The sequence below is a fragment of the Stenotrophomonas sp. NA06056 genome, from assembly GCF_013364355.1.
GTDB lineage: Bacteria > Pseudomonadota > Gammaproteobacteria > Xanthomonadales > Xanthomonadaceae > Stenotrophomonas.
In genome coordinates this window covers 133,433-156,901 of the sequence record NZ_CP054931.1, presented here as the reverse complement: position 1 = coordinate 156,901, position 23,469 = coordinate 133,433, and the positions used below count along the sequence as shown (strand labels likewise).

The 23,469-nt window shown below is 66.5% G+C and carries 20 protein-coding genes; 7 read left to right on the top strand and 13 right to left on the bottom strand.

The window, feature by feature from the left end; all coding sequences use genetic code 11:
- Positions 1-12: 12 nt before the first annotated feature.
- Together HUT07_RS00635 and glnA are read right to left on the bottom strand one after the other, a co-directional pair.
- Positions 13-351 carry a P-II family nitrogen regulator gene (locus tag HUT07_RS00635; protein ID WP_004134334.1) on the bottom strand — a complete coding sequence of 113 codons (339 nt, stop codon included), beginning with the start codon at positions 349-351 and terminating at the stop codon, positions 13-15.
- Between the two features lie 347 nt (positions 352-698).
- Positions 699-2,108, bottom strand: coding sequence for a type I glutamate--ammonia ligase (glnA, locus tag HUT07_RS00630; protein ID WP_176019274.1), 1,410 nt, complete (start codon positions 2,106-2,108; stop codon positions 699-701).
- A 219-nt stretch (positions 2,109-2,327) separates the two neighbouring features.
- On the opposite strand from glnA, the gene HUT07_RS00625 reads away from it, so the two are divergent.
- From HUT07_RS00625 to HUT07_RS00615, 3 genes are all read left to right on the top strand, one after another.
- Positions 2,328-3,122, top strand: a complete 795-nt coding sequence (locus HUT07_RS00625) for an undecaprenyl-diphosphate phosphatase (RefSeq protein ID WP_176019273.1) — start codon at positions 2,328-2,330, stop codon at positions 3,120-3,122.
- A 73-nt stretch (positions 3,123-3,195) separates the two neighbouring features.
- Entirely contained in the window at positions 3,196-4,020 is an 825-nt protein-coding gene (locus tag HUT07_RS00620; protein ID WP_176019272.1) for an META and DUF4377 domain-containing protein, read from the top strand.
- Positions 4,021-4,187: 167 nt separating this feature from the next.
- Positions 4,188-4,652: an META domain-containing protein gene (locus HUT07_RS00615; RefSeq protein ID WP_176019271.1), complete on the top strand. Its 465-nt coding sequence runs from the start codon at positions 4,188-4,190 to the stop codon at positions 4,650-4,652.
- A gap of 123 nt (positions 4,653-4,775) precedes the next feature.
- On the opposite strand, the gene HUT07_RS00610 is transcribed toward HUT07_RS00615, so the two are convergent.
- The 9 genes from HUT07_RS00610 to HUT07_RS00570 form a co-directional block, all read right to left on the bottom strand.
- Complete coding sequence (locus tag HUT07_RS00610; RefSeq protein WP_176019270.1) at positions 4,776-5,387, bottom strand: YbhB/YbcL family Raf kinase inhibitor-like protein; 612 nt, start codon at positions 5,385-5,387, stop codon at positions 4,776-4,778.
- 10 nt (positions 5,388-5,397) lie between these two features.
- Entirely contained in the window at positions 5,398-7,476 is a 2,079-nt protein-coding gene (locus HUT07_RS00605) for a tetratricopeptide repeat protein (protein WP_176019269.1), read from the bottom strand.
- A 56-nt stretch (positions 7,477-7,532) separates the two neighbouring features.
- Complete coding sequence (locus HUT07_RS00600; protein WP_176022447.1) at positions 7,533-8,567, bottom strand: alpha/beta fold hydrolase; 1,035 nt, start codon at positions 8,565-8,567, stop codon at positions 7,533-7,535.
- A 7-nt stretch (positions 8,568-8,574) separates the two neighbouring features.
- Complete coding sequence (locus HUT07_RS00595) at positions 8,575-9,366, bottom strand: lysophospholipid acyltransferase family protein (RefSeq protein ID WP_176019268.1); 792 nt, start codon at positions 9,364-9,366, stop codon at positions 8,575-8,577.
- 119 nt (positions 9,367-9,485) lie between these two features.
- Positions 9,486-9,920 (bottom strand): hotdog fold thioesterase, encoded by a 435-nt coding sequence (locus HUT07_RS00590; protein WP_176019267.1) that lies wholly within the window; start codon positions 9,918-9,920, stop codon positions 9,486-9,488.
- 10 nt (positions 9,921-9,930) lie between these two features.
- Positions 9,931-11,994 carry a phospholipase D family protein gene (locus tag HUT07_RS00585; protein WP_176019266.1) on the bottom strand — a complete coding sequence of 688 codons (2,064 nt, stop codon included), beginning with the start codon at positions 11,992-11,994 and terminating at the stop codon, positions 9,931-9,933.
- On the bottom strand, positions 11,991-12,608 hold the full coding sequence (locus HUT07_RS00580) for a YceI family protein (RefSeq protein WP_176019265.1): 618 nt from the start codon (positions 12,606-12,608) through the stop codon (positions 11,991-11,993). Before HUT07_RS00580 ends, HUT07_RS00585 begins: the two co-directional genes overlap by 4 nt.
- Positions 12,609-12,612: 4 nt before the next feature.
- Complete coding sequence (locus HUT07_RS00575; protein ID WP_032977995.1) at positions 12,613-13,089, bottom strand: histidine phosphatase family protein; 477 nt, start codon at positions 13,087-13,089, stop codon at positions 12,613-12,615.
- A 37-nt stretch (positions 13,090-13,126) separates the two neighbouring features.
- Positions 13,127-13,756, bottom strand: a complete 630-nt coding sequence (locus HUT07_RS00570) for a ParA family protein (protein ID WP_176019264.1) — start codon at positions 13,754-13,756, stop codon at positions 13,127-13,129.
- Between the two features lie 123 nt (positions 13,757-13,879).
- On the opposite strand from HUT07_RS00570, the gene HUT07_RS00565 reads away from it, so the two are divergent.
- Entirely contained in the window at positions 13,880-15,364 is a 1,485-nt protein-coding gene (locus HUT07_RS00565; protein ID WP_176019263.1) for an AAA family ATPase, read from the top strand.
- A 582-nt stretch (positions 15,365-15,946) separates the two neighbouring features.
- On the opposite strand, the gene HUT07_RS00560 is transcribed toward HUT07_RS00565, so the two are convergent.
- Positions 15,947-16,582: a tetratricopeptide repeat protein gene (locus HUT07_RS00560; RefSeq protein ID WP_176019262.1), complete on the bottom strand. Its 636-nt coding sequence runs from the start codon at positions 16,580-16,582 to the stop codon at positions 15,947-15,949.
- A gap of 169 nt (positions 16,583-16,751) precedes the next feature.
- On the opposite strand from HUT07_RS00560, the gene HUT07_RS00555 reads away from it, so the two are divergent.
- The 3 genes from HUT07_RS00555 to HUT07_RS00545 all read left to right on the top strand — a co-directional run bounded on the left by HUT07_RS00555 (position 16,752) and on the right by HUT07_RS00545 (position 22,183).
- Entirely contained in the window at positions 16,752-20,438 is a 3,687-nt protein-coding gene (locus HUT07_RS00555; RefSeq protein ID WP_176019261.1) for an indolepyruvate ferredoxin oxidoreductase family protein, read from the top strand.
- A gap of 161 nt (positions 20,439-20,599) precedes the next feature.
- Positions 20,600-20,857: a helix-turn-helix transcriptional regulator gene (locus tag HUT07_RS00550; protein ID WP_176019260.1), complete on the top strand. Its 258-nt coding sequence runs from the start codon at positions 20,600-20,602 to the stop codon at positions 20,855-20,857.
- A 3-nt stretch (positions 20,858-20,860) separates the two neighbouring features.
- Entirely contained in the window at positions 20,861-22,183 is a 1,323-nt protein-coding gene (locus tag HUT07_RS00545; protein WP_176019259.1) for a type II toxin-antitoxin system HipA family toxin, read from the top strand.
- Here HUT07_RS00545 and HUT07_RS00540 read toward each other — a convergent pair whose 3' ends face one another.
- Entirely contained in the window at positions 22,184-22,798 is a 615-nt protein-coding gene (locus HUT07_RS00540; protein WP_176019258.1) for a DUF938 domain-containing protein, read from the bottom strand. It abuts the gene before it with no gap.
- Positions 22,799-23,469 lie beyond the last annotated feature (671 nt).

Sequence of the window (23,469 nt, the reverse complement as noted above, 5' to 3'; positions counted from 1 at the left end):
CCGGAAGGGGGCTTACAGCGCGTCGGCGCCGATTTCGCCGGTGCGGATGCGGATGACCTGCTCGACAGCGGTGACGAAGATCTTGCCGTCACCGATCTTGCCGGTGCCGGCAGACGACTGGATCGCTTCGATCACCGCGTCGGCACGTTCGTCGGTGACGACGGTTTCGATCTTGATCTTGGGCAGGAAGTCGACAACGTACTCGGCACCGCGATACAGCTCGGTGTGGCCCTTCTGGCGGCCGAAGCCTTTCACTTCGGTCACGGTGATGCCCGACACGCCGGCATCGGACAAGGCCTCGCGGACCTCGTCGAGCTTGAACGGTCGGATGATGGCGGAGATCAGTTTCATGCGCATGTCCCGATGGTGGATGGGGCCAGCGCGCCAACGCGCGATGGCATCAGGCAACCACGGGCCATCGTGGTGATGGCCGTGGCTGTTGCACCGGACACGAACCGGGCCGGGACAGCCGTGCCTCTCTCCTTGCACGGCCGACGCGGGAGGGAGGGCGGCCCATGTCGCGTATCCGGTCTCTCTTGCCCCTGGATCGACGGACCCACGGTCCGCTCTGCCAGTTCAGCGGGCCAACGGCCCGCTCTACCACGGCGGGCACAAGGCCCGCATTGCGGCTCCCCAGCCGCAAGGATCGGAGGCGATGGCGGCGGGTGGGAGGGGGTACCCACCGCCATCGCAACCGGTCAGCTGGCGTAGTACAGCTGGTATTCCAGCGGGTGGGTGGCCGCGCGGAACTTGGTCACTTCCTGCATCTTCAGCGCGATGTAGCCGTCGATGAAGTCATCGCTCATCACGCCACCGGCCTTGAGGAACTCGCGGTCCTTGTCCAGCGCTTCCAGCGCCTGGTCCAGCGAGGAGCAGACCTGCGGGATCAGCTTCTCTTCTTCCGGCGGCAGGTCATACAGATCCTTGTCGCTCGGTGCGCCCGGGTCGATCTGGTTCTTGATGCCGTCCAGGCCGGCCATCATCAGCGCGGTGAAGGTCAGGTAGCCCGACTGGATCGGATCGGGGAAGCGCATTTCAATGCGGCGCGCCTTCGGGTTGGACACCCACGGAATGCGGCACGAGGCCGAACGGTTGCGCGCCGAATAAGCCAGCATCACCGGCGCTTCGTAGCCCGGCACCAGGCGCTTGTAGCTGTTGGTGCCCGAGTTGGCGAAGGCGTTGATGGCCTTGGCGTGCTTGAAGATGCCGCCGATGTACCACAGCGCCATCTGGCTCAGGCCGCCGTAACCGTCGCCGGAGAACAGGTTGGTGCCTCCCTTGGACAGCGACTGGTGCACGTGCATGCCACTGCCGTTGTCGCCGACGATCGGCTTGGGCATGAAAGTGACAGTCTTGCCGTTGCGGTGCGCCACGTTCTTGATGACGTACTTCATCCGCAGCAGTTCGTCGGCCTTCTGCACCAGGGTGCTGAACTTGGTGCCGATCTCGCACTGGCCGGCGGTGGCCACTTCGTGGTGCTGCACTTCCACTTCGATGCCGACCTGTTCCAGCGTCTTGCACATTTCGGCGCGCAGGTCGTGCAGGGTGTCGGTCGGCGGAACGGGGAAGTAACCGCCCTTCACGCCCGGACGGTAGCCGCTGTTGGCGCCGTCGTACTTGGCGCCGCTGTTCCAGGCGGCCTCTTCGGAGTCGACCTTGAAGAAGGTGTTGCCCATTTCATTGGCGAAACGGACCGAATCGAAGATGAAGAATTCCGGCTCCGGGCCGAAGAACGCGGTTTCGGCGATGCCGGAGGACTTCAGGTAGGACTCGGCGCGCTTGGCGATGCCGCGCGGGCAACGGCCATACGGCTGCATGGTGGCCGGGTCGAGGATGTCGCAGCTGATCACGATGGTCGGATCGGCATAGAACGGGTCGACGTAGGCGCTGGCGGTGTCCGGCAGCAGCACCATGTCCGACTCGTTGATGCCCTTCCAGCCGGCGATCGAGCTGCCATCGAACATCTTGCCTTCTTCAAACAGCGACGGCTCGACGATGCTGACCGGGAAGGTCACATGCTGTTCGACACCACGCATGTCGACGAAGCGCAGATCGACGAACTCGATCTGGTTGTCCTTGATCAGCTTCTCTACGGTTTCCACGGACATCGGTACGACCTCGGATGGGGATGAATGCCTGCTGAGGTACAGCAATGACCGTGCCAACTTTTCGGCTTTCACAAGTCGTTGATTTCAAAGCCGCTGCCCCAGCGGGGTGCAGAACCATGCGCACCAAACGGGTGCACCGATGACCAGACGCACCCGTTTGGTGCGGCATGGATCGTCTATTCTTTCGAGCTTCTTCCGCCGCCCGCGCCCGCACCGCCCATGTCCGATCTGCTCTCCGCCCTGCTGCTGGGCATTCTCGAAGGCTTGACCGAATTCCTGCCGATCTCCAGCACCGGCCACCTGCTGATCGCCCAGCACTGGCTGGGCGCGCGCTCGGACTTCTTCAACATCATCATCCAGGCCGGTGCGATCCTGGCCGTCGTGCTGGTGTTCCGCCAACGCCTGCTGCAGCTGGCCACCGGCTTCGGCCAGCGCGAGAACCGCGAGTACGTGTTCAAGCTCGGCGCGGCCTTCCTGGTGACCGCGGTGGTCGGCCTGGTGGTGCGCAAGGCCGGCTGGTCGCTGCCGGAAACCGTCAGCCCGGTGGCGTGGGCGCTGATCATCGGCGGCGTCTGGATGCTGCTGGTGGAGGCCTATACCGCGCGCCTGCCCGACCGCGACCAGGTGACCTGGACAGTGGCCATCGGCGTTGGCCTGGCGCAGGTGGTGGCCGGTGTGTTCCCGGGTACCTCGCGCTCGGCCTCGGCGATCTTCCTGGCCATGCTGCTGGGCTTGAGCCGCCGCGCGGCCGCCGCCGAGTTCGTGTTCCTGGTCGGCATTCCCACCATGTTCGCCGCCAGCGCCTACACCTTCCTGGAACTGGCCAAGGAAGGAAACCTGGCCAGCGAGAACTGGACCGATGTCGGCGTGGCGTTCCTTGCCGCCGCCATCACCGGCTTCGTCGTAGTGAAGTGGCTGATGGGCTACATCAAGTCGCATCGCTTCACGGCCTTCGCCCTTTACCGCATCGCCCTGGGCGCTGCGTTGCTGCTGTGGTTGCCCTCCGGCAGCTGAACAGCGCCGGGGCACGGTAACCCCGTTGCCGGCCCCGATCCGTTTCCCTCTCGGTTCCCCAAGGAGAATCACCATGAACCGCAAGCTCACCCTGCTCCTCCCGCTGGCCCTGCTGGCCGCCTGCAGCCAGACCCCCGCCCCGGCCGGTACCGGTGGTGACGATCTGGCCCCGGCTGCGGCCAAGGCCGGCGACCAGAAGGCGCTGGCCCACCTGGATGCGCAGCGCCTGCAGAGCCAGCACTGGCTGCTGCAGCAGGCCACTGCGGCCGATGGCAAGCGCATCGATGCGCTGTTCGCCCGCGACGACAAGCCGGTCACCCTGGACTTCGTTGATGGCCGCCTGTCGGTCAGCAACACCTGCAACCGCATGGGCGGCGGCTACACCCTGGCCGATGGCAAGCTGACCGTGGGCGCGATGGCCTCGACCATGATGGCCTGCACCGACAAGGCGCTGATGGCGCTGGACGAAGCCGTGTCGAGCCGCCTGCAGGGTGAGCTGAAGGCCGAGCAGGACGCCAACGGCGTGCTGACCCTGACCACCGCCAAGGGCGACGTGCTGGTGTTCAACCCGGAACCGACCGCTGAAACCCGCTATGGCGGCGCCGGCGAAACCGTGTTCCTGGAAGTGGCTGCGAAGACCCAGAAGTGCTCGCACCCGATGATCCCGGACTACCAGTGCCTGCAGGTGCGCGAAGTGAAGTTCGACGACAAGGGCCTGAAGCAGGGTGAGCCGGGCGCGTTCGAGAACTTCTACGGCAGCATCGAGGGCTACACCCACGAAGACGGCGTGCGCAACGTGGTGCGCGTGAAGCGCTACGAAGTGAAGAACCCGCCGGCCGATGCGCCGTCGCAGGCGTATGTGCTGGACATGGTCGTCGAGTCGGCCATCGAGAAGTGATGTAGAGCCGACTGTTAGTCGGCTGGCTCTTGAAGGGCGGCCGCGAGGTCGCCCTTCTTCATTGTGGGTAGTGCCGGCCGCTGGCCGGCTGCTGCACACCGCTCCGGCGACCTACGGAACATGCCGGCCAGCGGCGGGCACTACCCACATGCATCAGGGAGACCAGCATGAAACGGACGTACATGCTCGCACTGGCGTTGCTGACCATCGGTTGTGGCAGCAGGGCACACGCCGCCAGTACACCCACCACCGACCAGCTTGAAGCCCATCTGTGGCAGCTCGCACGCGCCACCGACGCGCAGGGCAAGCGCATCGACGCGTTGTTCGTCAGGGGCCGGGAGCCGTACACCCTGCGCTTCCAGCCCGGCTACATGAGCGAGTTGAACCTGTGCAACGAGGCCAGCAGTCATTACCACCTGCAGGACGACCGGCTGATCCTGGAAGACGGCATCCAGACCACCGCGCTGTGCCTCAATCCCAAGGTGGATGCGCAGGAACGGCGAGCCGAAACGCTGTTTCACGGTCGCGATACCGCACCGACCCTCGCGTTGGACGACACCGGCGCATTGGTTGTGCGCAATGCCAAGGGCGAAGTGCTGGTGTTCAAACCCGCGCCGCTGCCTGCGAAATGAAAAGGGCGGCCGCGAGGTCGCCCTTCTTCGTTGTGCGTTGTAGAGCCGAGCCCATGCTCGGCTGCTGTCTATCGGGAAAAGCAGCCGAGCATGGGCTCGGCTCTACAGAAGCACATTGCCCGCTCAGGCCAATGCGGGGTTCAAGGTGTAGGTACCGTGCAGCGCCGCTTCGGCCAGTACGTGGCCGTGCATGGCGCGGTACGCATCCGCGGCGGTGAAGCGCTCCGGCAGCGGCAGCGAGGCGACGTCCAGCGCGAACACGCGGAAGAAGTAGCGGTGCATGCGCTCGTCGTTGAACGGCGGGTACGGGCCGTCGTAGCCGAGGTAATCACCGGCCATGTCCGGATTGCCGGCGAACCAGCCGGTGAAATCGTTCAGGCCCTGGCGGCTGCCGGCCGGGCCGGCCGGCGCGGTCTTGCCCTTCACTACGAAGCCATCGCTGCAGCTGCCCGCGGCGATCTCCTGCACCGAAGCCGGGATGTCAGCCATCACCCAGTGCACGAAATCGCCGCGCGGCTGGTCACGCGGCACGCTCATGTCATCGCGGCCGACCGTCTCCGGCACTGTCGGCACGTCCGGGTCCACGCACACCAGCAGGAACGAGCGGGTGCCGTCGGGCACGCCGCTCCAGGCCAGGTGCGGGTTGCGGTCGGGGGCGAAGCCGTCGGCATCGCCGGCGGCGAACTCACGGTCGATCGGCGCGCCGTTGACCAGGCTGTGACTGCTCAGTTGCATCGGATGCTCCTCACTCTTCCGGGTAACCCAATCGCACCGCGACCGGGGTGAGCTGGGCAAACGCGGCGCCCATCACGTCGCGATACCTGCGCCAGTGGCCGGCAGGCAGGCGCGGTGCGCCCAGCTGTGCAGCCGGCGGCATCGGACGCCCGAACACGCGGCCCAGCAGGTCGGCCATCGCATGTGCATCGTTGCCGATGTCGTCGATGCGCAGCAGCACGTGCGGATACAGATCCTCCTCGTGCAGCGCGGCGATCTGGGTCAGCGAACGCACCAGCCACTGGCTGGCTTCGGCCATCGAGGTCATCGCCAGCGGCGCAGCGGCACCATAGGCGATCCAGTCCAGCAGCATGTCGCGCGGGTCGCGCAGCACCAGCAGCAGGCGGCCCTGCGGCAGCTGCGGGCGCAATGCCCACAACAGCGCGTTGTCCCACCACAGCAGCCAGTCGATCACGGTGTCGCTTTCCAGGCCGCGGGCCGGCAGGTGTTCGCGCCAGCGCTCGACCAGGCGTTCCGGGCTCAGCACGCCCGACGCCAGGTCCTGCAGCGTGTTGTAGTTCTGGAAGGCATCGTCGGGTGGCGTGGCGGTGTAACGGTCGCTGCGCAGTACCGGGCTGGCAGCCGCCAGGCCGGTCGCTACGCGCTCCACGCCCGAACCCGGGGCGCCCCACAGGAAGATCGGTGCCGAGCCGCTGTCACGCGTCGCTTCGTCGATGCTGGCCATCTCCGGCCAGCTCGGCGGTGCCTTGGCCTGCGGCGGCAGCGGCAGCCGCTGCGAGGCCTGGTCGGTCTGCAGCGCCATCCACGTACGCAGCGCTTCCTCCGGCTGCCCGGCGCGGTCCTGGATCTCGCCCAGCCAGGTCCGCAGGTCGGCGCGGTGTCCCTCCGGTGCCTGTGCGATCAAGGCCTGCACACGCTCCACGGCGGCGGCCGGGTCACGCTGCAGCAGCCCCTCGACACGACGGCTTTCTCCGCTGACGCGGCCTGGTTCCAGGGTGGTGATGCGCTCGGCGACGGCTTCGCCCTGCTCGTGCTCGCCAGCCATGTCATGCAGGCGCATGCGCGCTTCCAGCGCCGGCAGGTGGCCAGGCATCGCTGCCATCCAACGTTCCACGGTGGCCACCGCGCCGGCACTGCCGACGTCTTCCACGGCCAGTCGCGCCAGCCACAGGTCATGCAGCTGGTCGTTGCTTTCCAGTGCACCATCCAGGCGCGCGCGCGCTTCATCTTCGCGTCCCAGGCGCTGCCAGGACATCAGCAGCAACTGCAGCACCTGACGATCACCCTGCAGCGATTCCAGCAGCGGCAGCAGGTGCTCCAGCGCCTGCAGCGGCTGGCCACTGCGCAGTGCCAGTTCGCCGGCCAGGCGGCGCATCGGCGGCACGTCCAGCTCCGGCTCCTGCAGCGCCTGCTGCATTGCCTCGGCGGCGGCCTCGACGTTGCCCTGGCGCAGTGCCAACTGCACCACCATGCCGTGCAGCGAGGACATCTTCGGGTTCAAGGCCAGCACGCGACGGAACGCCTGCTCGGCGAACGCCAGCATGTCCTTGCCCAGATAGGCAAAGCCCAGTGCGTACAGCACGCGGGTATCGTCCGGCAGCGCCTGGCTGGCCGCCGACAACAGCGCCAGCGCGCGGTCTGCATCGCCACGGCGCAGCGCGACCATGCCATCGATGGTCAGCAGTTCCGGATGGTCCGGCTCCAGCCGCGAGGCCAGGGTCGACAGCCGCTGGGCCTCGTCGAAATCATTGCGGCCCACGGCCAGGTGCGCCTGCATCAGGTAGGCCGGGAACGCATTGGGGTCCAGCCCGGTGGTACGCAGCAGGGCTTCATCGGCGCCCTCGAACTGGCGCAGCGCCAGCAACAGGCCGGCGTGCTGCAGGTGCAGCTGCGCATCATCGGGAGCCAGCTGCAGCGCCTGCTGCAGTGCCTCCATCGCGGCCTCGGCCTGGCCCTGCTGCTGCAGCGCAAGCGCCAGCCAGCGGTGGGCCTCGGCCTTGCCGGGTTCGTCACGGGTCCACGCCTGGGCCAGCTGCACGGCCTGGCCGGCATCGTTCTGGCGCAACGCTTGGAGGATCTGGTCTTGCATGGCCGTCCGGTTCAAGGTCAAACCCGCATTGTAGCGGGCCGAGCACCGGTGCCGGTTCAGCCCGGCAGGACGCGCCGCAGACGCTGTGCGACCCAGCGTTCGGAGAATCCATCGCCGCGCCAGTTTTCCAGGAAGCCACAGTGGCCGCCCCAGCAGGCGGTTTCCAGCCGCGCCTGCTGCGGCAGCTGCCAATCGCGGAACGTCGCGTAGGGGATCACCGGGTCGTCCTGCGCCATCAGGATATCTGCGGGCACCTGCAGCGTGGACAGGCGGTCGCCGGCGATGGAGTAGCCATCGAAGTAGGCCTGCAACGAGCCAAACGTGGTGTGCCGTTCGACCAGCCAGGCGGTCAGCGAGCGGATGTCCAGGTTCAGCACGCGGTCGTCGCAATCGCTCAGTTCGGGGAACAGATCGCGCTTGCGGCGCAGTGAGCCGGCCCACTTGCGCCGGAAGTACCAGTCGTACATCGCCGGGCCGTTCTCGATGTTCTCCATGGTCAGCCCCGGGTCCAGCACCGGGCAGACTGCGGCCACGTGCTGCAGCGGCACACCCGCGGCCGGCGCGCGCTGGGCCAGCCGCAGCACGAAGTTGCCACCCAGCGAGTAGCCGGCCGCAACCAGCGGCAGATCGGGCCAGCGCTGGGCGACATCGCCCGCGGCATGCACCACTTCGTCGATGAGGTTGGAGTGGAAGATGCCGGGATTGAGGTGGTGGGTGTTGCCGTGGTCGCGGAAGTTCAGCCGCACCACGTCGAACCCCTGCTCCAGCATGCGGGCAGCGGCCATGCGCATGTAGCTGGATTCGGCGCTGCCTTCCCAGCCGTGCAGCAGCAGGGCGATGCCACGCGGTTCGCGCCCTTCGACATGGCTGTGCCAGCCCTGCAGCCGCACGCCCTCGCCACCATCGAGGATCAGCTCCTCGCTGACCGCGCCGGTGGCGGCCAGCAGCAGCAGGCCACGTTGCAGGCGCATGCGGCTGGAGCTGAGCATCGACTGCAGGTGCGGATTGCGCAGCCAGCGCGGCGGCTGGTAGTCGGACGCAGTGAGCATCGGCGCATCAGCGTCGAGGGTCGGTGGCGGAAACACGGCCACCATGCCCTCAATCCCCGCTCATGGCCGCCACGATGCGCGCGCGCGAGGTTTCCGCGATGCGTCGACGGCCTTCCAGGTCCAGGGTGCCGATCGGCTCCAGGAAATGCACTTCGGTATGCCGCGCCGGTTCACCCAGCAGGCGCAGGAAATTGGCGAAGAAACTCTCGCCCGGGCCGAAGGCCACGATGGTCTGTGCATCGCCGTGCAGGCCATAGACCAGCGCCACCGGCTGCACCGGCACGCTGGTTTCGACTGCCGCCTGGAAGATGCGCGCATGGAACGGGCCGACGTCGTGGCCGCCGCGGGTACGCCCTTCCGGGAACACGCCCACGGCCTTGCCGGCGCGCAGTCGGTCGGCCATCACCTGCATCACCCCACCGAGCGATTCGGTGTTGCCACGCTGGTGGAAAATGGTCTGGCCGCGCGCAGCAAGCCAACCGACCACCGGCCAGCTGGCGATCTCACGCTTGGCGACAAAGCCCATCATGCGCTGGCTGTGCAGGATGGAGATATCGACCCAGCTGACATGGTTGGCGACGAACAGCACCGCGCCTGGCAGCGGCTGGCCGACACGCGACAGGCGGAAGCCGAAGATCCACATCAGCCCGCCCTGCCACAGGTTCACCACCTTGGCGCCGAAGGTATCGTCGCCCACGCGCAGCTCGCCCCATGGCGGAAGCATGCCGATCAGGATCAGCGGCAGGAACACGGTGATGTGGACCAACAGCAGCGGTACGCGGTACAGGTAACGGCACACACGCGCCACGCCGCCGCGGGGGGCCGGAGTGGGGGAAGTCATCCGCGCACGATACCGGAGGGCTGCCATCGCTGCCAGCCGAATTCGGCCATAAGTCTCATTGACAGCGGCCATCGGCGGGGAACGCTGGGTTCCGCCGCCGTTACTGCTGCCGCCAAGGCTCAACCGTGCCCGGCGGCCACCACGGCCAGGGTCAGCCGCGAGATGCAGACCAGCCGGCCCTGCTCGTCCTCGATGCGGATTTCCCACAGCTGGGTGCTGCGGCCCACGTGCACCGCGCGCGCGGTGCCGGTGACCGTCCCCGAACGCACGGCGCGTACGTGGTTGGCGTTGATCTCCAGGCCCACGCAGATCTGCTTGGCGGTATCCACGCAGAGATTGCCGGCGCTGCTGCCCAGGGTTTCGGCCAGCACCACCGAGGCGCCACCGTGGAGGATGCCGTACGGCTGGCGGGTGCGTTCATCCACCGGCATGGTTGCCTGCAACCAGTCCTCGCCAGCGGCGCTGAAGACGATGCCGAGGGTGCTGATGGCGGTGTTGTGGCTGAGAGCATTGAGCTGCTCGACGGAAACGGCTTCGCGGAATACCTGGGTCATGCAGCTACCTTCAGAGGATGGGAACGAGACCGGCGCCGAATGCCGTCAACATGCGTACCAGCAGCCACTTCGGCCCGACGTTGACCTCGGGGAAGTCGCCCACCGCGACATAGCAACGGTGAAAATCGGCGCTCTGCCGCGGCAGGGGCTGTGGGCAGTCCGGGCCCGGCTTGAACTCGTAGTCGGTGGCATAGCGCCACGGCCAGAAGTCGAGAATCGGCAGCGCCTCGGAGGCCTTGCCGACACTGTAGTTGAGGCCGGACAGGACCGGCGGCTTGGCACGCGGTGCCACCGTCCAGGAATTCTGCGGATGGGTATCGCGCAGGATGCTCTGCGCCAGCTGCTCGGCGAAGGCCGGATCGTCGATGATCACAGCGCCTTCGGTGTTGTAGTTCTCGCTGCGCGGATCAAAGTTGTGGGTACCGACCACGCCGATGCGGCGGTCGACCACCAGCGACTTGGCGTGCAGGCCCATGCGCGCGCCCTTGCGGGTGACCGGCAGCGGCTTGTTGACCGCCTTGCTGCCCAGGAACGAGGGCCGCGTTTCGGTACGCAGCAGGCGAGTCTCGACTTCGCTGCCAGCGGCACGCCGACGCGCACGGCCATTCTCATAGGCGCTGCCGGTACGCGGATGGATCACCCGCGCCGGCGGGCTGTCCACATCCGCAGCGGCCACCACATCACCACCGCCACCGCCACCGCCACCGGCATTGCTGCCCGCTGCGCTGCCACCTATCAACGGATTGCGGCCGGTATCGCTGCCCGGTGCCGCGATCGGGTCGGGCAGCAGGTTTCGGTAATCGACCGGGGCATCCAGCGGGAACGGCTTGAACTCGAAGATGTTGAAGCCCAGCTCGCGCATGTTGCGCCGCTTGTACTTGTAGGACAGCGCATACACGATCGGGTTGTCGGTAGCGGCCAGGCTGTTGCTGGACACCACCACGCGCGGCGGCTGCGGGCGCTTGCGCAGTTCGCGGAACAGCTTCTGCGCCGGCTTGGACAGCACCAGGTAGGGCGTCTGCAGGATCACTTCGTGCTGCGCGCTGGAGATCAGTGCATCCAGCTGTGGCTCGGTGACGTGCTGCCCGGCCAGCGGTGCGTCGGCGCGCTCGCGCCGGTGCTTGCGCGGCAGGTCGGCCACATAGCGCACCGAAGCGACCGGCAAGGCGGTGTCCACGAACGAGCGGGTGACGAAGTCGACGTCATTGGCTTCCTCGCTGACCCGCTCCACCCGTTCCGGCCTGCGGAACTGTGCGGGCGGCAGCACCGGCACGCCCTGCTTGAGCAGGGTCCGGCCGACATCGTTCAGGCGCTCGGCCGGGACGCTGCGCTGCGCGCGCCAGAACGCATCGAAGTTGGCCGCCATCGCGCGCGCTTCCGGGCCGGCGATCAGCACGTCACGGTCGCGGAAGTTGTACTCGCGATCCCAGTCGTAATAGTCGTCCTGGTAGTTGCGCCCACCGACCACGCCGATCGCATCGTCGACCACCAGCAGCTTGTTGTGCATGCGCTGGTTGAAGCGGCGGAAGCAGCACAGCACGCTGCCGGCATAATCGAAGTAGTTCAGCCGGGCCTTGCCGAAGGTAGGGTTGTAGACCCGCAGCTGGAAGTTCTCGTGGGCACCGGCCAGTGCGCCGAGGATCTGCAGGTCGGAGATCGCCGAAAGCTGGTCGATCAGCAGCCGCACCTTCACCCCGCGACGCGACGCCGCCAGCAGCTCGTCGATGACCAGGCGGGCGCTGTCATCCTTGTCGAAGATGTAGGTCTGCAGGTCGATGCTGCGGGTCGCGCTGCGCAGCAGGTTCAGGCGCGCGACCAGCGCGCCTTCGCCTTCGTCCAGCAAGGTGGCGTAGTGCCGCGGCTGTTCCGGGGTCGATTCGCTGAACGCCCGGCCGGCCAGGGCCCGCAGCGGCGAGTCCAACGCGCAGCGGTCGGGCTGCTGGCAATCCACCTGGGTCGAGCGCGCCTGTACGGCGATCGCCTCGGCGCGATCCCGCTGGGCATGCGACAGCGACGCGCAGCCGCTGCCCAGCAACACCGTTGCCAGCACCAGTACACGCAGCAATGGATTCACGGTTTCGACGCCTCACTGAGACGTGCACGCAGTACGAAAGTCACTCGGTCACTCAAGGCAAGCTGCCAGCTGTCCATGCCGTACCGGCCTCGTTGCACGGTACCGCGGCTGACGACGTCGCAATCATAGCCGGGTCGGGCACATTCCGCTTTCTCGACCTTGAGCGTCTCCGGATGGCTGATGCCGCGCAGGGTCAGCCGGCCGTTGATGCCACCACCATCGGTGACGGTCTCCGGCCAGTACGGCAGCGAGTCGAACTCCACGAAGGGGTAACGGCCGGCGTCGAAGAACTCCGGGCCGCGCATCCAGCCGGTATAGCGGTCCTTGCCGGGGATCTCCACAGTGCGGGTGAACATCTTCAGGTGGACCTGGTGACGTCCATCGGACAGCACCTCGATGCGCCCCTCGAAACGTGGGAACACCCCCTCGATGCGTTGGCCGAAACGGGTACGGACTTCGAAACCGATCTGCGAGCGCACCATATCCAGCTGCAGCGTACGCGGCGACTCGGCCACGACTGCCGGCAGCGCGGTCGGTGGCGGTGCAGCGGCCCAGGCCGGGCCGATCGCCAGCACGACTGGCAGCAGGCAGCGGCCCGGCAACGCCACCCTCATCGGCTCACGGCCACCAGAAGGCGTTCAGGCTGGCCACGCCCGGCTCGATCGTTGCCTCACGGGCGAAGCCGAGCACGGCCACGCCGCCCGGCGGCATGCCGCGGTAATCACTGCTGGTGCCATCAGTCATCAGCGCCACCAACTGCTCCAGCCCGGGGTTGTGGCCGACGATCAGCACCCGATCCAGGTCGCGGCGCTCGTCCACCAGCGCCGCCAGGGTGCCGGGGGTCGCCTCGTAGATACGGTCTTCGAGGCGCTTTTCGACATAGCCGATGGCCGCCATCACTGCTTCCAGGGTTTCGCGGGTCCGCCGCGACGGTGAACACAGCACGCAGTCCGGCAGCAGGTTGTTTTCCTTCAGCCACTTGCCGGCGGCTTCGGCTTCAGCGAGCCCCACCGGCGACAACGGCCGGTCGAGGTCGGCTTGGCCGGTGGTGGCCGGTTCGGCATGGGCGTGGCGGAGCAGGATCAGTTCGCGCATTGCGGGATTCCAATAAAGGGATGGAGATCTACGGCACTTACAGCTTCAGCCAGGACAACAGGGGTTCCCAGTCGGCCTGGTGCTCGCGCACCTGGGCGGAGCGGTAATCGAAAAGACTGCGACCCAGGCCGGTCATGACCACATAGCTCTGGCTGTCGCGCAGCTGGGCGACCACCGGATAGGGCCAGTCACCCAGCATCTGCAGGGCCTGCTGCGAGGTCTGGGTCCAGGGCTTGGTGCGGTTCAGTACCAGCCCCACCGGCAGCTTGCGGCTGTGCACGCGGGGGACCTGGGCCAGGCTGTTGAGGAAGCCGACGATGGCTTCGATGTCCAGTGCCGAGGGCAGCACCGGCACCACCACGGCATCGGCGGCGTCGAGGAAATGCGGGATATCGTCGGCCAGTGCGCCGGCCGGTGCATCGATCACGACGGTATCGGTACCGTCGGGCAGCTTCTGCGCCCACTGCTTCTTCCGATACACGTCGATGGGGAGCACCGCGCTTTCCAGCCCGGCCCGGCGCTGTGCCCAGCGGGTGCTGGAGCCCTGCGGGTCGGCATCGGCGATCACCGTGGCCTTGCCTTGCAATGCCGCGTACGCGGCCAGGTGGGTGGCGATGGTGGTCTTGCCCACCCCGCCCTTGGAACCGGCCACCAGGATCGTCTTCATGCCAGCCTCGCTTCCGGGTACGTGCCCCGAGCGTACACCGCCGATGGTGACGGGAGGTAGCACCGCGCTGAACCTGCGGCCATCGCCTTTGCTATCGTGGCGCCCCCGAAGGATCGAACCGGCATGAGCGAACTGCAGGACCTGAGCGCACTGATCCGCGCCAACACCCCCCTGATCGTGATCGAGACCCAGGACGAGGGTCGCATCGTCGATCTGTTCCGGCAGACGCTGATGCATGTGTGGCGGGCCCTGCACCGCTGGTCGATCACCGAAGGCCTGCGCCGCATCGACCTGGAGCGCGAGGACGAGCCGTTCGGGCCACCCGACGCCAGCGCCGCACTGCAGATGATCCGCCAGGCCGAGCAGCGCGGCGTGTACCTGCTGCTCGATTTCCACCCCTACCTGGGCTATGCCAGCCACCAGCGCGCCCTGCGTGACCTGATCCAACGCCGCCACAGCGAACCGCACGTGCTGGTGCTGATCGGCGCCAAGGTGGAGCTGCCGGCTGAACTGGAAGCCCTGGCGGTGCGCTTCAATCCGCGCCTGCCCGACGCCAATGCGCTGTTGAAGATGCTGCGCGAGGAAGCCGATGCCTATGCACGCGAACACGGCGGGCGGCGGGTGGAAGTGGACAGCGAGGCGGTCAAGAAGATCCTGAAGAACCTGCAGGGCCTGAGCCTGGTGGATGCGCGGCGCATCGCGCGCCAGCTGATCTATGCCGATGGCGCGCTGCGCGACGACGACCTGCCACAGTTGGCGCGGCTGAAGTTCGAGCTGCTCAACCGCAGCGGCCACCTGTTCTTTGAACACGACAGCGCGCGCTTTGGCGACGTGGCCGGGGCCAACCGGCTGAAGCGCTGGATCAACCAGCGTCGCGTCGCCTTCATCGCTGGTTCGGCACCGGCCGGGCTGGACCCACCGCGCGGCATGCTGTTGCTGGGCGTGCAGGGCTGCGGCAAATCGATGCTGGCCAAGGCCACCGCTGCCGGCTTTGGCGTGCCACTGCTGCGCCTGGACGTGGGCGCGCTGTACAACAAGTACCACGGCGAGACCGAAGCCAACCTGCGCCAGGCGCTGGCCTCGGCCGAGCAGCTGGCGCCGTGCGTGCTGTGGATGGATGAAATCGAAAAGGGCCTGGCCAGCGGTGGCGAGGATGGCGGCGTGTCGCGCCGCGTGCTCGGCTATCTGCTGACCTGGATGGCCGAGCGCAAGGCACCGGTGTTCATCGTGGCCACCGCCAACCAGGTGCACGAGCTGCCCGCTGAGCTGCTGCGCAAGGGCCGCTTCGACGAGATCTTCTTCGTCGACCTGCCCTCGGCCGACGTGCGGGTGGAACTGCTGCGGCTGCACCTGGGACGGCGCCAGCTCAATGCGGACGACTTCGCGCTGCCGGCACTGGCCGCGGCGGCCAACGGCTTTTCCGGTGCGGAAATCGAGCAGGCCATCGTAGCTGGGCTGTACTCGGCGCATGCCGAAGACCGGCCGCTGGATACCGACCTGCTGATGGGCGAGATACGGGCAACGCGGCCGTTGTCGGTGTTGATGGCCGAACAGGTGGCGGCGTTGCGGGAATGGGCGTCGGGACGCACGGTGTCCGCGGACGATTGAGGGATTTCCTGCGAACGGCGCAGCCCCTCGTGGCTGCCGGTTGGCCGCAAGAATCAAAAGCCGCGCTTGGCCGGGCGGGGTGGATTCGCGGGGGACGCCGTGAACCCGTCCCTGGGGGCTTGGCCGCGGCATCCATGCCGCGGACACCCCCGCGAACCCACCCCGCCCGGCCTCTGACAGTTTCCGGGGGCGGCCAGCCACGGAAAAGAAAAAAGAAGAGCAAAAGCAAAAGCGGTTGGCTGACCGTTTTTTTTGTAGCGCCGAGCCTACGCTCGGCTGCATTCGATCAGATATCGATCACTCGATTCCGATGCAGATTCATCCACGCATGGCGTGGATCTACGTGTCGACCAAGGTCGACACCTACCAACAGCAGCGGGAGTCTGTCAGAGGTGGGGCGGTGTGGGCAGGCAGGACCGTTGGCGCCATGGATGGCGCCATCGAGCCCCCATGGATGGGTTTACGGCGTGTCCTGCCTGTCCACACCGCCCCGCCATCCCCGAGCAAGCCGCTTTGGCTTTGGCTTTGGCTGTAGCTCTGGCCTCTGCGGGTGCCGGGTGCAACCCGGCCGAACCCCCACCCTCAGGGCCAGGCAGGTGGCGCGGCCGCCCAGGCCTGTTGCACTTCGGCCAACGTCGCGCGTTCGTCATCGCGCCAGCCCGGCAGCAACTGCGCGTACCGACTGCTGTCACGCCATTGCCCCGGCTCGGTCCGTACCGCGGCGGCATACCACTTCACCGCTTCCTGTTGCTGGCCAGCCCGCCACAGCGCCAACGCATAGCTGGGTGGCACCCAGCCGGGGTTGCTGCGCAGGGTGCTGGCAGCGGCCTGCCATTGTTCCAGCGCGGCCAGCGCCTGGCCCTGCCGCAACAGGTCCCAGCCATAGTTCCAGCGCACGCTGCGGCCCAGCGCGCTCTGCACCGGCGCTTCAGCCAGTGCCTCGCGATAAAGCTTGTCGCCCAGTTCCGCGCGCCCCTGCGCGATGGCCACCGACGCCAGCTGCGCCGTGGCTTCCAGCCCCTTGCGGCCACGCTCGCGGTGCTTCAGCAGCTGTGCCACCAAGTCTTCGCCTTCACCCTGCACCACCGTGATCGGCGCGGCAGCGGCGTCGCTGTCGAAATAGAACTCCTGCGGTGCCGGCAAAGCCGGCGCGGCCCACGCAGTGGCCGCTCCCGAGACCAGCAACACGCCGGCCAGGAACTGTCCTGCAACTGACATCCAAATTCCCCCAGGTTGAAACACCAACCTCCCTCTCTCTCCCCGATCCTAACCCCAGCACGGCCTTGGCGCGAGTGCCGGGGCCCTTGCCCCCCACTGTTACAATTCGCGCCTTTCCCGCCGCGCGTACCTGCGCGGCCGGTGCCAGCCGATCCTGACCAGGCCAGCCATGACCAGTACCGCGCAACTCACCTCGCCCGCCTCCGCCGACCTGCTCGACCGTGATTACACGCTCGACCACAAGTACACCCGCAACGAAGGACGGATCTACCTGAGTGGCGTGCAGGCGCTGGTGCGGCTGCCGCTGATGCAGCGCCTGCGCGACGAAGCCACCGGCATCGACAGCGCTGGCTTCATCAGCGGCTACCGCGGCAGTCCGCTGGGCGGCTTCGACCTGGAACTGTGGCGTGCGCGCAAGCACCTGGAAGCGGCCAAGGTGAAGTTCACCCCGGGCCTCAACGAGGACCTCGGCGCGACCATGGTGTGGGGCACCCAGCAGACCAACCTGTTCCCCGGCGCCAACGTGCAGGGCGTGTTCGGCATGTGGTACGGCAAGGGCCCGGGGGTGGACCGCTGCGGCGACGTGTTCAAGCACGCCAACGCTGCCGGCACCTCGCGCCATGGTGGTGTACTGGCGCTGGCCGCCGATGACCATGCCTGCCGCAGCTCGACCCTGCCGCATGGCAGCGAGGACGAGTTCGTCAGCGCGATGATGCCGGTGCTGAACCCGGCCGGCGTGCAGGACATCCTCGACATGGGCCTGCTCGGCTGGGCGATGAGCCGTTACACCGGGCGTTGGGTCGGCTTCAAGACCATCGCCGAGACGGTGGAATCGTCGGCCTCGGTGGAGGTCGATCCGCTGGCCCGGCGCATCGTGCTGCCGGAAGACTTCGACATGCCTGTCGGTGGCCTCAACATCCGCTGGCCCGATCCGCCGCTGGACCAGGAAATGCGGCTGCACCGCTACGCGGTGAAAGCCGCGCAGGCGTTCGCCCGTGCCAACGGCATCGACAAGGTGGTGATGGACGCTCCGCGTGCGCGACTGGGCATCGTCACCACCGGCAAGAGTTATCTGGACGTGCTGCAGGCGTTGGAATACCTGGGCCTGGATGAGCAGGCCTGCGCCGACATCGGCATCCGCGTGTACAAGGTCGGCATGACCTGGCCGCTGGAGCCGGAAGGCATCGCGCGCTTCGCGCAGGGCCTGGAAGACATCATCGTGGTGGAGGAGAAGCGTGCCTTCATCGAGCGCCAGATGAAGGAGCAGTTCTTCAACTGGCCGGCCAGCTGGGGCCAGCGTCCGTCCATCGTCGGCAAGTACGACGAGAGCGGCGAGTGGATCCTGCCGTCCACCGGCGAACTGACCCCGGCCACCATTGCCGGCGTGATCGGTCGTCGCATCCAGAAGTTCTTCAACAACGAGTCAATCGAGCAGCGCCTGCAGTGGATGCAGGAGAAGGAAGCCGAGCTTGCATTGCCACGCGCCAGCTTCCCGCGCGTGCCGCATTACTGCTCGGGCTGCCCGCACAACACCTCCACCACCGTGCCGGAAGGTTCGCGTGCGCTGGCCGGCATCGGTTGCCATTACATGGTGACCTGGATGGACCGCAGCACCGACACCTTCACCCACATGGGTGGCGAGGGCGTGACGTGGGCCGGGCAGGCCGCGTTCACCGATACCCAGCACGTGTTCCAGAACCTGGGCGACGGCACCTATTTCCACAGCGGTTCGCTGGCGATCCGCCAGGCGATCGCAGCCGGCGTCAACATCACCTACAAGATCCTCTACAACGATGCGGTGGCGATGACCGGCGGCCAGCCGGTGGACGGCCCGCTGAGCGTGCCGGACATCGCAAAGCAGATGCGGGCCGAGGGCATCCACACCATCATGGTGCTGTCGGACAACGTCGCCAAATGGACGCGCCAGCGCGAGCATTTCCCCAGCGATGTGGAGTTCCATGACCGCAGCGAGCTGGACGCGGTGCAGAAGCGCCTGCGCGAAGTGAAGGGTGTTTCGATCCTGATCTACGAACAGACCTGCGCCACCGAGAAGCGCCGCCGCCGCAAGCGCGGCAAGCTGGAAGATCCGCAGAAGCGGGTGATGATCAATTCGCTGGTCTGCGAAGGCTGCGGCGACTGCGGCAAGAAGAGTTTCTGCGTGTCGGTACTGCCGAAGGAAACCGAGTTCGGGCGCAAGCGCGACATCGACCAGTCCAACTGCAACAAGGACTATTCCTGTGTCAACGGCTTCTGCCCGAGCTTCGTCACCGTGCACGGTGGCCAGCCGCGCAAGGGCAGCAAGCGCGATGCCTCCACGCTGCTGGACAACCTGCCGGCGCCGACCATCCGCGGCACCCTGGAGCAGCCCTGGAACATCCTGATCACCGGCGTTGGCGGCACCGGCGTGGTGACCATCGGCGCCCTGCTGGGCATGGCCGGTCACCTGGAGGGCAAGGGCGCCTCGGTGCTCGACCAGACCGGCCTGGCGCAGAAGGGTGGCGCGGTGACCACCCATATCCGCATCGCCCGTCGCCCCGAGGATATCCACGCCGTGCGCATTGCCGCCGGCGAAGCCGACCTGGTGCTGGGCTGCGACATGGTGGTGGTGAACGACTACTGGGCGCTGTCGAAGGTACGTGCGGGCCGTTCGCAGGTGGTGCTCAACACCTATGAGGCAATGCCGGGCACGTTCACCACACGCCCGGACATGCAGTTCCCCGCCGCCGACATCATCGCCGGCGTGCGCGTGGCCCTGGGTGGCGAAGAACCGCTGCTGCTGGATGCGACCCAGCTGGCGACCGCGCTGCTCGGTGATGCGATCGCCGCCAATCTGTTCATCCTCGGCTACGCGTGGCAGCAGGGGCTGGTGCCGCTGTCGTTCGAATCGCTGATGCGCGCCATCGAGCTCAACGGCGCCGCGGTGGCGATGAACCAGCAGGCCTTTGCCTGGGGCCGCTTGGCCGTGGTCGACCCGCAGGCCGTGCAGCAGGCCGCTGGGCTGGTGCGCAATCGCCATACCGATACAGAGAACACCCCTGGCCCGCTGCATGCACTGCCGCCGGGCGAGTGGGAAGGCAACGAGTGGGGCGCCACCGCCGCACCGCGCAACACCGGTGATGAGCGCGAGCTGCGTGGGCTGCCGACGCATGGTGGCGATGTCGCCTTCCTGCCGTTGGACGACGCGCGCCTGTCGCGCTCGCTGGATGAAATGATCGAGCGCCGTTCGGCATTCCTGACCGAGTATCAGGACGCTGCCTATGCCAACCGCTACCGCACGCTGGTCGAGCGTGTACGCGCGACCGAAGCCGAGCGTATCGGCGGTTCCACTGCGCTGACCGAGACCGTGGCCCGCTATCTGTTCAAGCTGATGGCGTACAAGGACGAATACGAAGTGGCCCGCCTGTACACCAGCGGCGACTTCCAGCGCCGCCTGCAGCAGCAGTTCGAGGGCGATTACCAGCTGCGCTTCCATCTCGCCCCGCCGCTGTTCGCGAAGAAGGATGAGCAGGGCCGCCTGCTGAAGAAGGAATACGGCCCGTGGATGTTCAAGGCGTTCGGCCTGCTGGCGAAGCTGAAGTTCCTGCGTGGTGGGCGCTTTGATGTGTTCGGCCGCACCGAAGAGCGCCGCATGGAGCGCCAGCTGATCGGCGACTACGAGGCGACCGTGCAGGTGCTGCTGGACGGCCTGGATGACGACCGCCTGGCACTGGCGGTGGAGATCGCCAGCGTGCCCGAGCACATCCGAGGCTTCGGCCACGTCAAGGAAGCGCACTTCGAACAGGCCAAGGCGCGTGAAGCGGCGCTGCTGGCGCAGTGGCGGAACCCGAAGGCACTGCATATCGTGCAGGTGGCTTGAGGCGCTACCGGAGAACGCCACATGCAACCTATTGATTGCATATTTGAATAGCAATCGATAGGTTGCCTTCTGGATGGGAAAGCGATAGGTTGCTTGTCGTAAAGCAACCTATCCATTGCGTACGCGTTCGAGTACGGTCATTTTTCCTGGGGACTGCCGGTATGGACAGGCCGCTGCACACCGTGAGGACAGCTCAACAACTGGCGCCGCTGATGCGTGCCTTCAGGCGCCAGGCGGGCCTGAGCCAAGCTGAGCTGGCGAAGCAACTCGGCATAAGCCGCCAGGCAGTAGGGGCGTTGGAGCGCGACCCGGCATCGGCAAGCTTCGAACGGCTGATGCGGGTCTGGGCTGTATTGGGTCTGGAAGTCAGCCTGCAAAAACGACGTGCCCCGGAGAACACATCGACGCTGGAGTGGTGAGCCATGGGTACGCTGCGGGTCTGGATGAATGGTGTCGAGGTCGCGCTCTGGGATGATGTTCGGAGCGGATCGCCCCGACTTTCGTACATGGACCCGTGGATCCGCTCGGCCCAGTTCCGGCCGCTGTCACTTTCGCTGCCCCTGCTCCCAGAAGGCGAGAGCCATCGGGGTACTGTCGTCAACGACTACTTCGATAATCTTCTTCCCGACAACATCGCCATCCGCAATCGGATCCGCGACCGATTCGCCACGCGCAGCAGCGACACGTTCGATCTCCTTGAAGCCATCGGGAGGGATTGTGTGGGGGCGGTGCAGCTATTGCCGCCTTCGCGTACACCGGGTGACATCCAGCGGATAACGTTCGAACCATTGAATGACTCAGGCGTCGCTGAAGTCCTGCGTCAGGTCACAACAAGTGCATTGCCTGGCACTTCTTCCAGCGACGATGCGTTCCGCATTTCCATCGCTGGAGCGCAGGAAAAGACCGGCCTGCTGCTGCACGATGGTCAATGGTGCATTCCTACCGGAAGTACGCCGTCCACGCACATCTTCAAGCTGCCGTTGGGTATCGGCGGCAACATGCGTGCGGACATGCACCAGTCCGTGGAGAACGAGTGGCTGTGCATGCACCTGCTGGCAGCCTTTGGTATTCCCGTCGCGGATACGCAGATGGGGCGTTTTGAAGATCAAGGTGCACTGATCGTCGAACGTTTCGACCGGCGACTGGCCGCGGATCGCACGTGGTGGCTTCGCTTGCCGCAGGAAGATATGTGCCAGGTCTTTGGCCTCCCCGCTGCCAGGAAGTATGAATCCGATGGTGGCCCTGGCATCGTGGCGATCATGGATCTGCTTCGGCAATCCGAGCAGCCTGAGGATCGAGCAACCTTCTTCAAGACGCAGATCCTGTTCTGGATGCTTGCCGCGACCGACGGCCACGCAAAGAACTTCAGCGTCCACATCGACGCGGGTGGGCGCTTCCGTCTGACTCCTGTCTACGACGTGCTGTCGGTATATCCCATCCTCGGCCGGGGGCCCAATCAACTCGATCCGCACAACGCTCAGCTTGCCATGGCGGTAGAGGGCAAGAACCCCCATCGAAAACTGCATCTTGTGCGACGCCGGCACTGGAACGAAACCGCACGCGCCTGTGGCGTAGCCGATGGCGCAGAGCCGTGGATCGAAGCGTTGATCGCGGCCGTCGAACCGGCCATCGAAAAGGTCACGCGTCAGCTCCCACGTGACTTCCCTGCAAGTGTGTCCGAACCCATTTTCAAAGGGCTACGCGCTGCAGCAGCACGCCTTTCCAGCATGGCCCCGGACGCCTGATCACCCCAACCGCCACAGCAGCAGGCGGTTGTTGGCCGGCATCGCCACGTCGCGCAGGCGGGTGAAGCCGTTGTCCTCGGCCAGCGCCTGCACGGCTTCCACATCGCGGATACCGCTGCGCGGATCACGCGCCTTCAGCCAGGCATCGAACTGCGCATTGCTGTCACTGGTGTAGCGGCCACCGTAGTTGAACGGCCCGTAGACCGCCAACAGCGCACCGTGACGCAACAGTGGCGGCAGCGCGCCGAACAGCGCCTGCACGTACTCCCAGCCCATGATGTGCAACGTGTTGGCGCTGAATGCGGCATCAAAACTGCTGCCTTCCGGCAGGCTCAGGCCCGGCGCCGGGGGCAGTTCCACCTGCAACGCCACCGGCAGCAGCAGGTTCAGCAGCGCGGCCTCCGCACGCCAGGCCTCGATGCCGGGCAGATGGTCCGGATGGTCGCTGGGCTGCCAGCGCAGCCACGGCCAGCGTTCGGCGAAGAAGGCCGCGTGCTGACCGGTGCCGCTGCCGATTTCCAGCACCCGGTGGCGATCGCCCATCCACGGGTCGAGCGCAGCTGCGATGGGTTCGCGGTTGCGCTCGCAGGCTTCTGAATACGGCTTGCTCGACATCAGGACGGGGTCCAGGCAGGGTCGGCCCCATTGTGCACGAGGGGGTGTTGCTCGGCAGGGCTTGCAGCCCTGCACCCGCAGGAGCCGGAGCCAGAGCAACGGCAAAAGCTGGCATTCCTTGGGTTGGCGGGGTGGGTCCGGTTGCGGGGGACGCCGTGAATACGTCCCTGTAGGCTCGGTCGCGCCATCCATGGCGCTCACGCCCCCGCAACCGGACCCACCCCGCCTTCGACAGTTTCCTGCGATCTGTCGGAGCACGGGGTCGGATCCCGTTGCTGCGCAACGGGCTCTGACCCCATCTTGAATATCGATATTTGAGAGAAAAATCGTGTCGACCAAGGTCGACACCTACCAACAGCTGCACGTCCTAGTAGATCCACGCCATGCGTGGATGAATTCGTTCGATATCTGACAGATGTGCCGACCAACGGTCGGCACCCACCAACAGCGCACGGAATCTGTCAGAGGCGGGGCGGTGTGGGTGGGCAGGACCGTTGGCGCCATGGATGGCGCCATCGAGCCCCCATGGATGGGTTTACGGCGTGTCCTGCCCACCCACACCGCCCCGCCATCCCACGGATAGCCCGCTTTTGAATTTGACGTTGCCGTGGCTTGAAGCAGGTGCAGGGCTGCAAGCCCTGCCGAAACCCTCCCCGACCATGACTGCAGTC

Coding starts and splice junctions, on each gene's coding strand:
- HUT07_RS00555 (WP_176019261.1), top strand. CDS start 16,752: ATGACCAGTACCGCGCAACTCACCTCGCCCGCCTCCGCCGACCTGCTC.
- HUT07_RS00565 (WP_176019263.1), top strand. CDS start 13,880: ATGAGCGAACTGCAGGACCTGAGCGCACTGATCCGCGCCAACACCCCC.
- HUT07_RS00595 (WP_176019268.1), bottom strand. CDS start 9,366: ATGACTTCCCCCACTCCGGCCCCCCGCGGCGGCGTGGCGCGTGTGTGC.
- HUT07_RS00575 (WP_032977995.1), bottom strand. CDS start 13,089: ATGCGCGAACTGATCCTGCTCCGCCACGCCCATGCCGAACCGGCCACC.
- HUT07_RS00590 (WP_176019267.1), bottom strand. CDS start 9,920: ATGACCCAGGTATTCCGCGAAGCCGTTTCCGTCGAGCAGCTCAATGCT.
- glnA (WP_176019274.1), bottom strand. CDS start 2,108: ATGTCCGTGGAAACCGTAGAGAAGCTGATCAAGGACAACCAGATCGAG.
- HUT07_RS00570 (WP_176019264.1), bottom strand. CDS start 13,756: ATGAAGACGATCCTGGTGGCCGGTTCCAAGGGCGGGGTGGGCAAGACC.
- HUT07_RS00615 (WP_176019271.1), top strand. CDS start 4,188: ATGAAACGGACGTACATGCTCGCACTGGCGTTGCTGACCATCGGTTGT.
- HUT07_RS00540 (WP_176019258.1), bottom strand. CDS start 22,798: ATGTCGAGCAAGCCGTATTCAGAAGCCTGCGAGCGCAACCGCGAACCC.
- HUT07_RS00635 (WP_004134334.1), bottom strand. CDS start 351: ATGAAACTGATCTCCGCCATCATCCGACCGTTCAAGCTCGACGAGGTC.
- HUT07_RS00545 (WP_176019259.1), top strand. CDS start 20,861: ATGGGTACGCTGCGGGTCTGGATGAATGGTGTCGAGGTCGCGCTCTGG.
- HUT07_RS00550 (WP_176019260.1), top strand. CDS start 20,600: ATGGACAGGCCGCTGCACACCGTGAGGACAGCTCAACAACTGGCGCCG.
- HUT07_RS00625 (WP_176019273.1), top strand. CDS start 2,328: ATGTCCGATCTGCTCTCCGCCCTGCTGCTGGGCATTCTCGAAGGCTTG.
- HUT07_RS00610 (WP_176019270.1), bottom strand. CDS start 5,387: ATGCAACTGAGCAGTCACAGCCTGGTCAACGGCGCGCCGATCGACCGT.
- HUT07_RS00560 (WP_176019262.1), bottom strand. CDS start 16,582: ATGTCAGTTGCAGGACAGTTCCTGGCCGGCGTGTTGCTGGTCTCGGGA.
- HUT07_RS00580 (WP_176019265.1), bottom strand. CDS start 12,608: ATGAGGGTGGCGTTGCCGGGCCGCTGCCTGCTGCCAGTCGTGCTGGCG.
- HUT07_RS00620 (WP_176019272.1), top strand. CDS start 3,196: ATGAACCGCAAGCTCACCCTGCTCCTCCCGCTGGCCCTGCTGGCCGCC.
- HUT07_RS00605 (WP_176019269.1), bottom strand. CDS start 7,476: ATGCAAGACCAGATCCTCCAAGCGTTGCGCCAGAACGATGCCGGCCAG.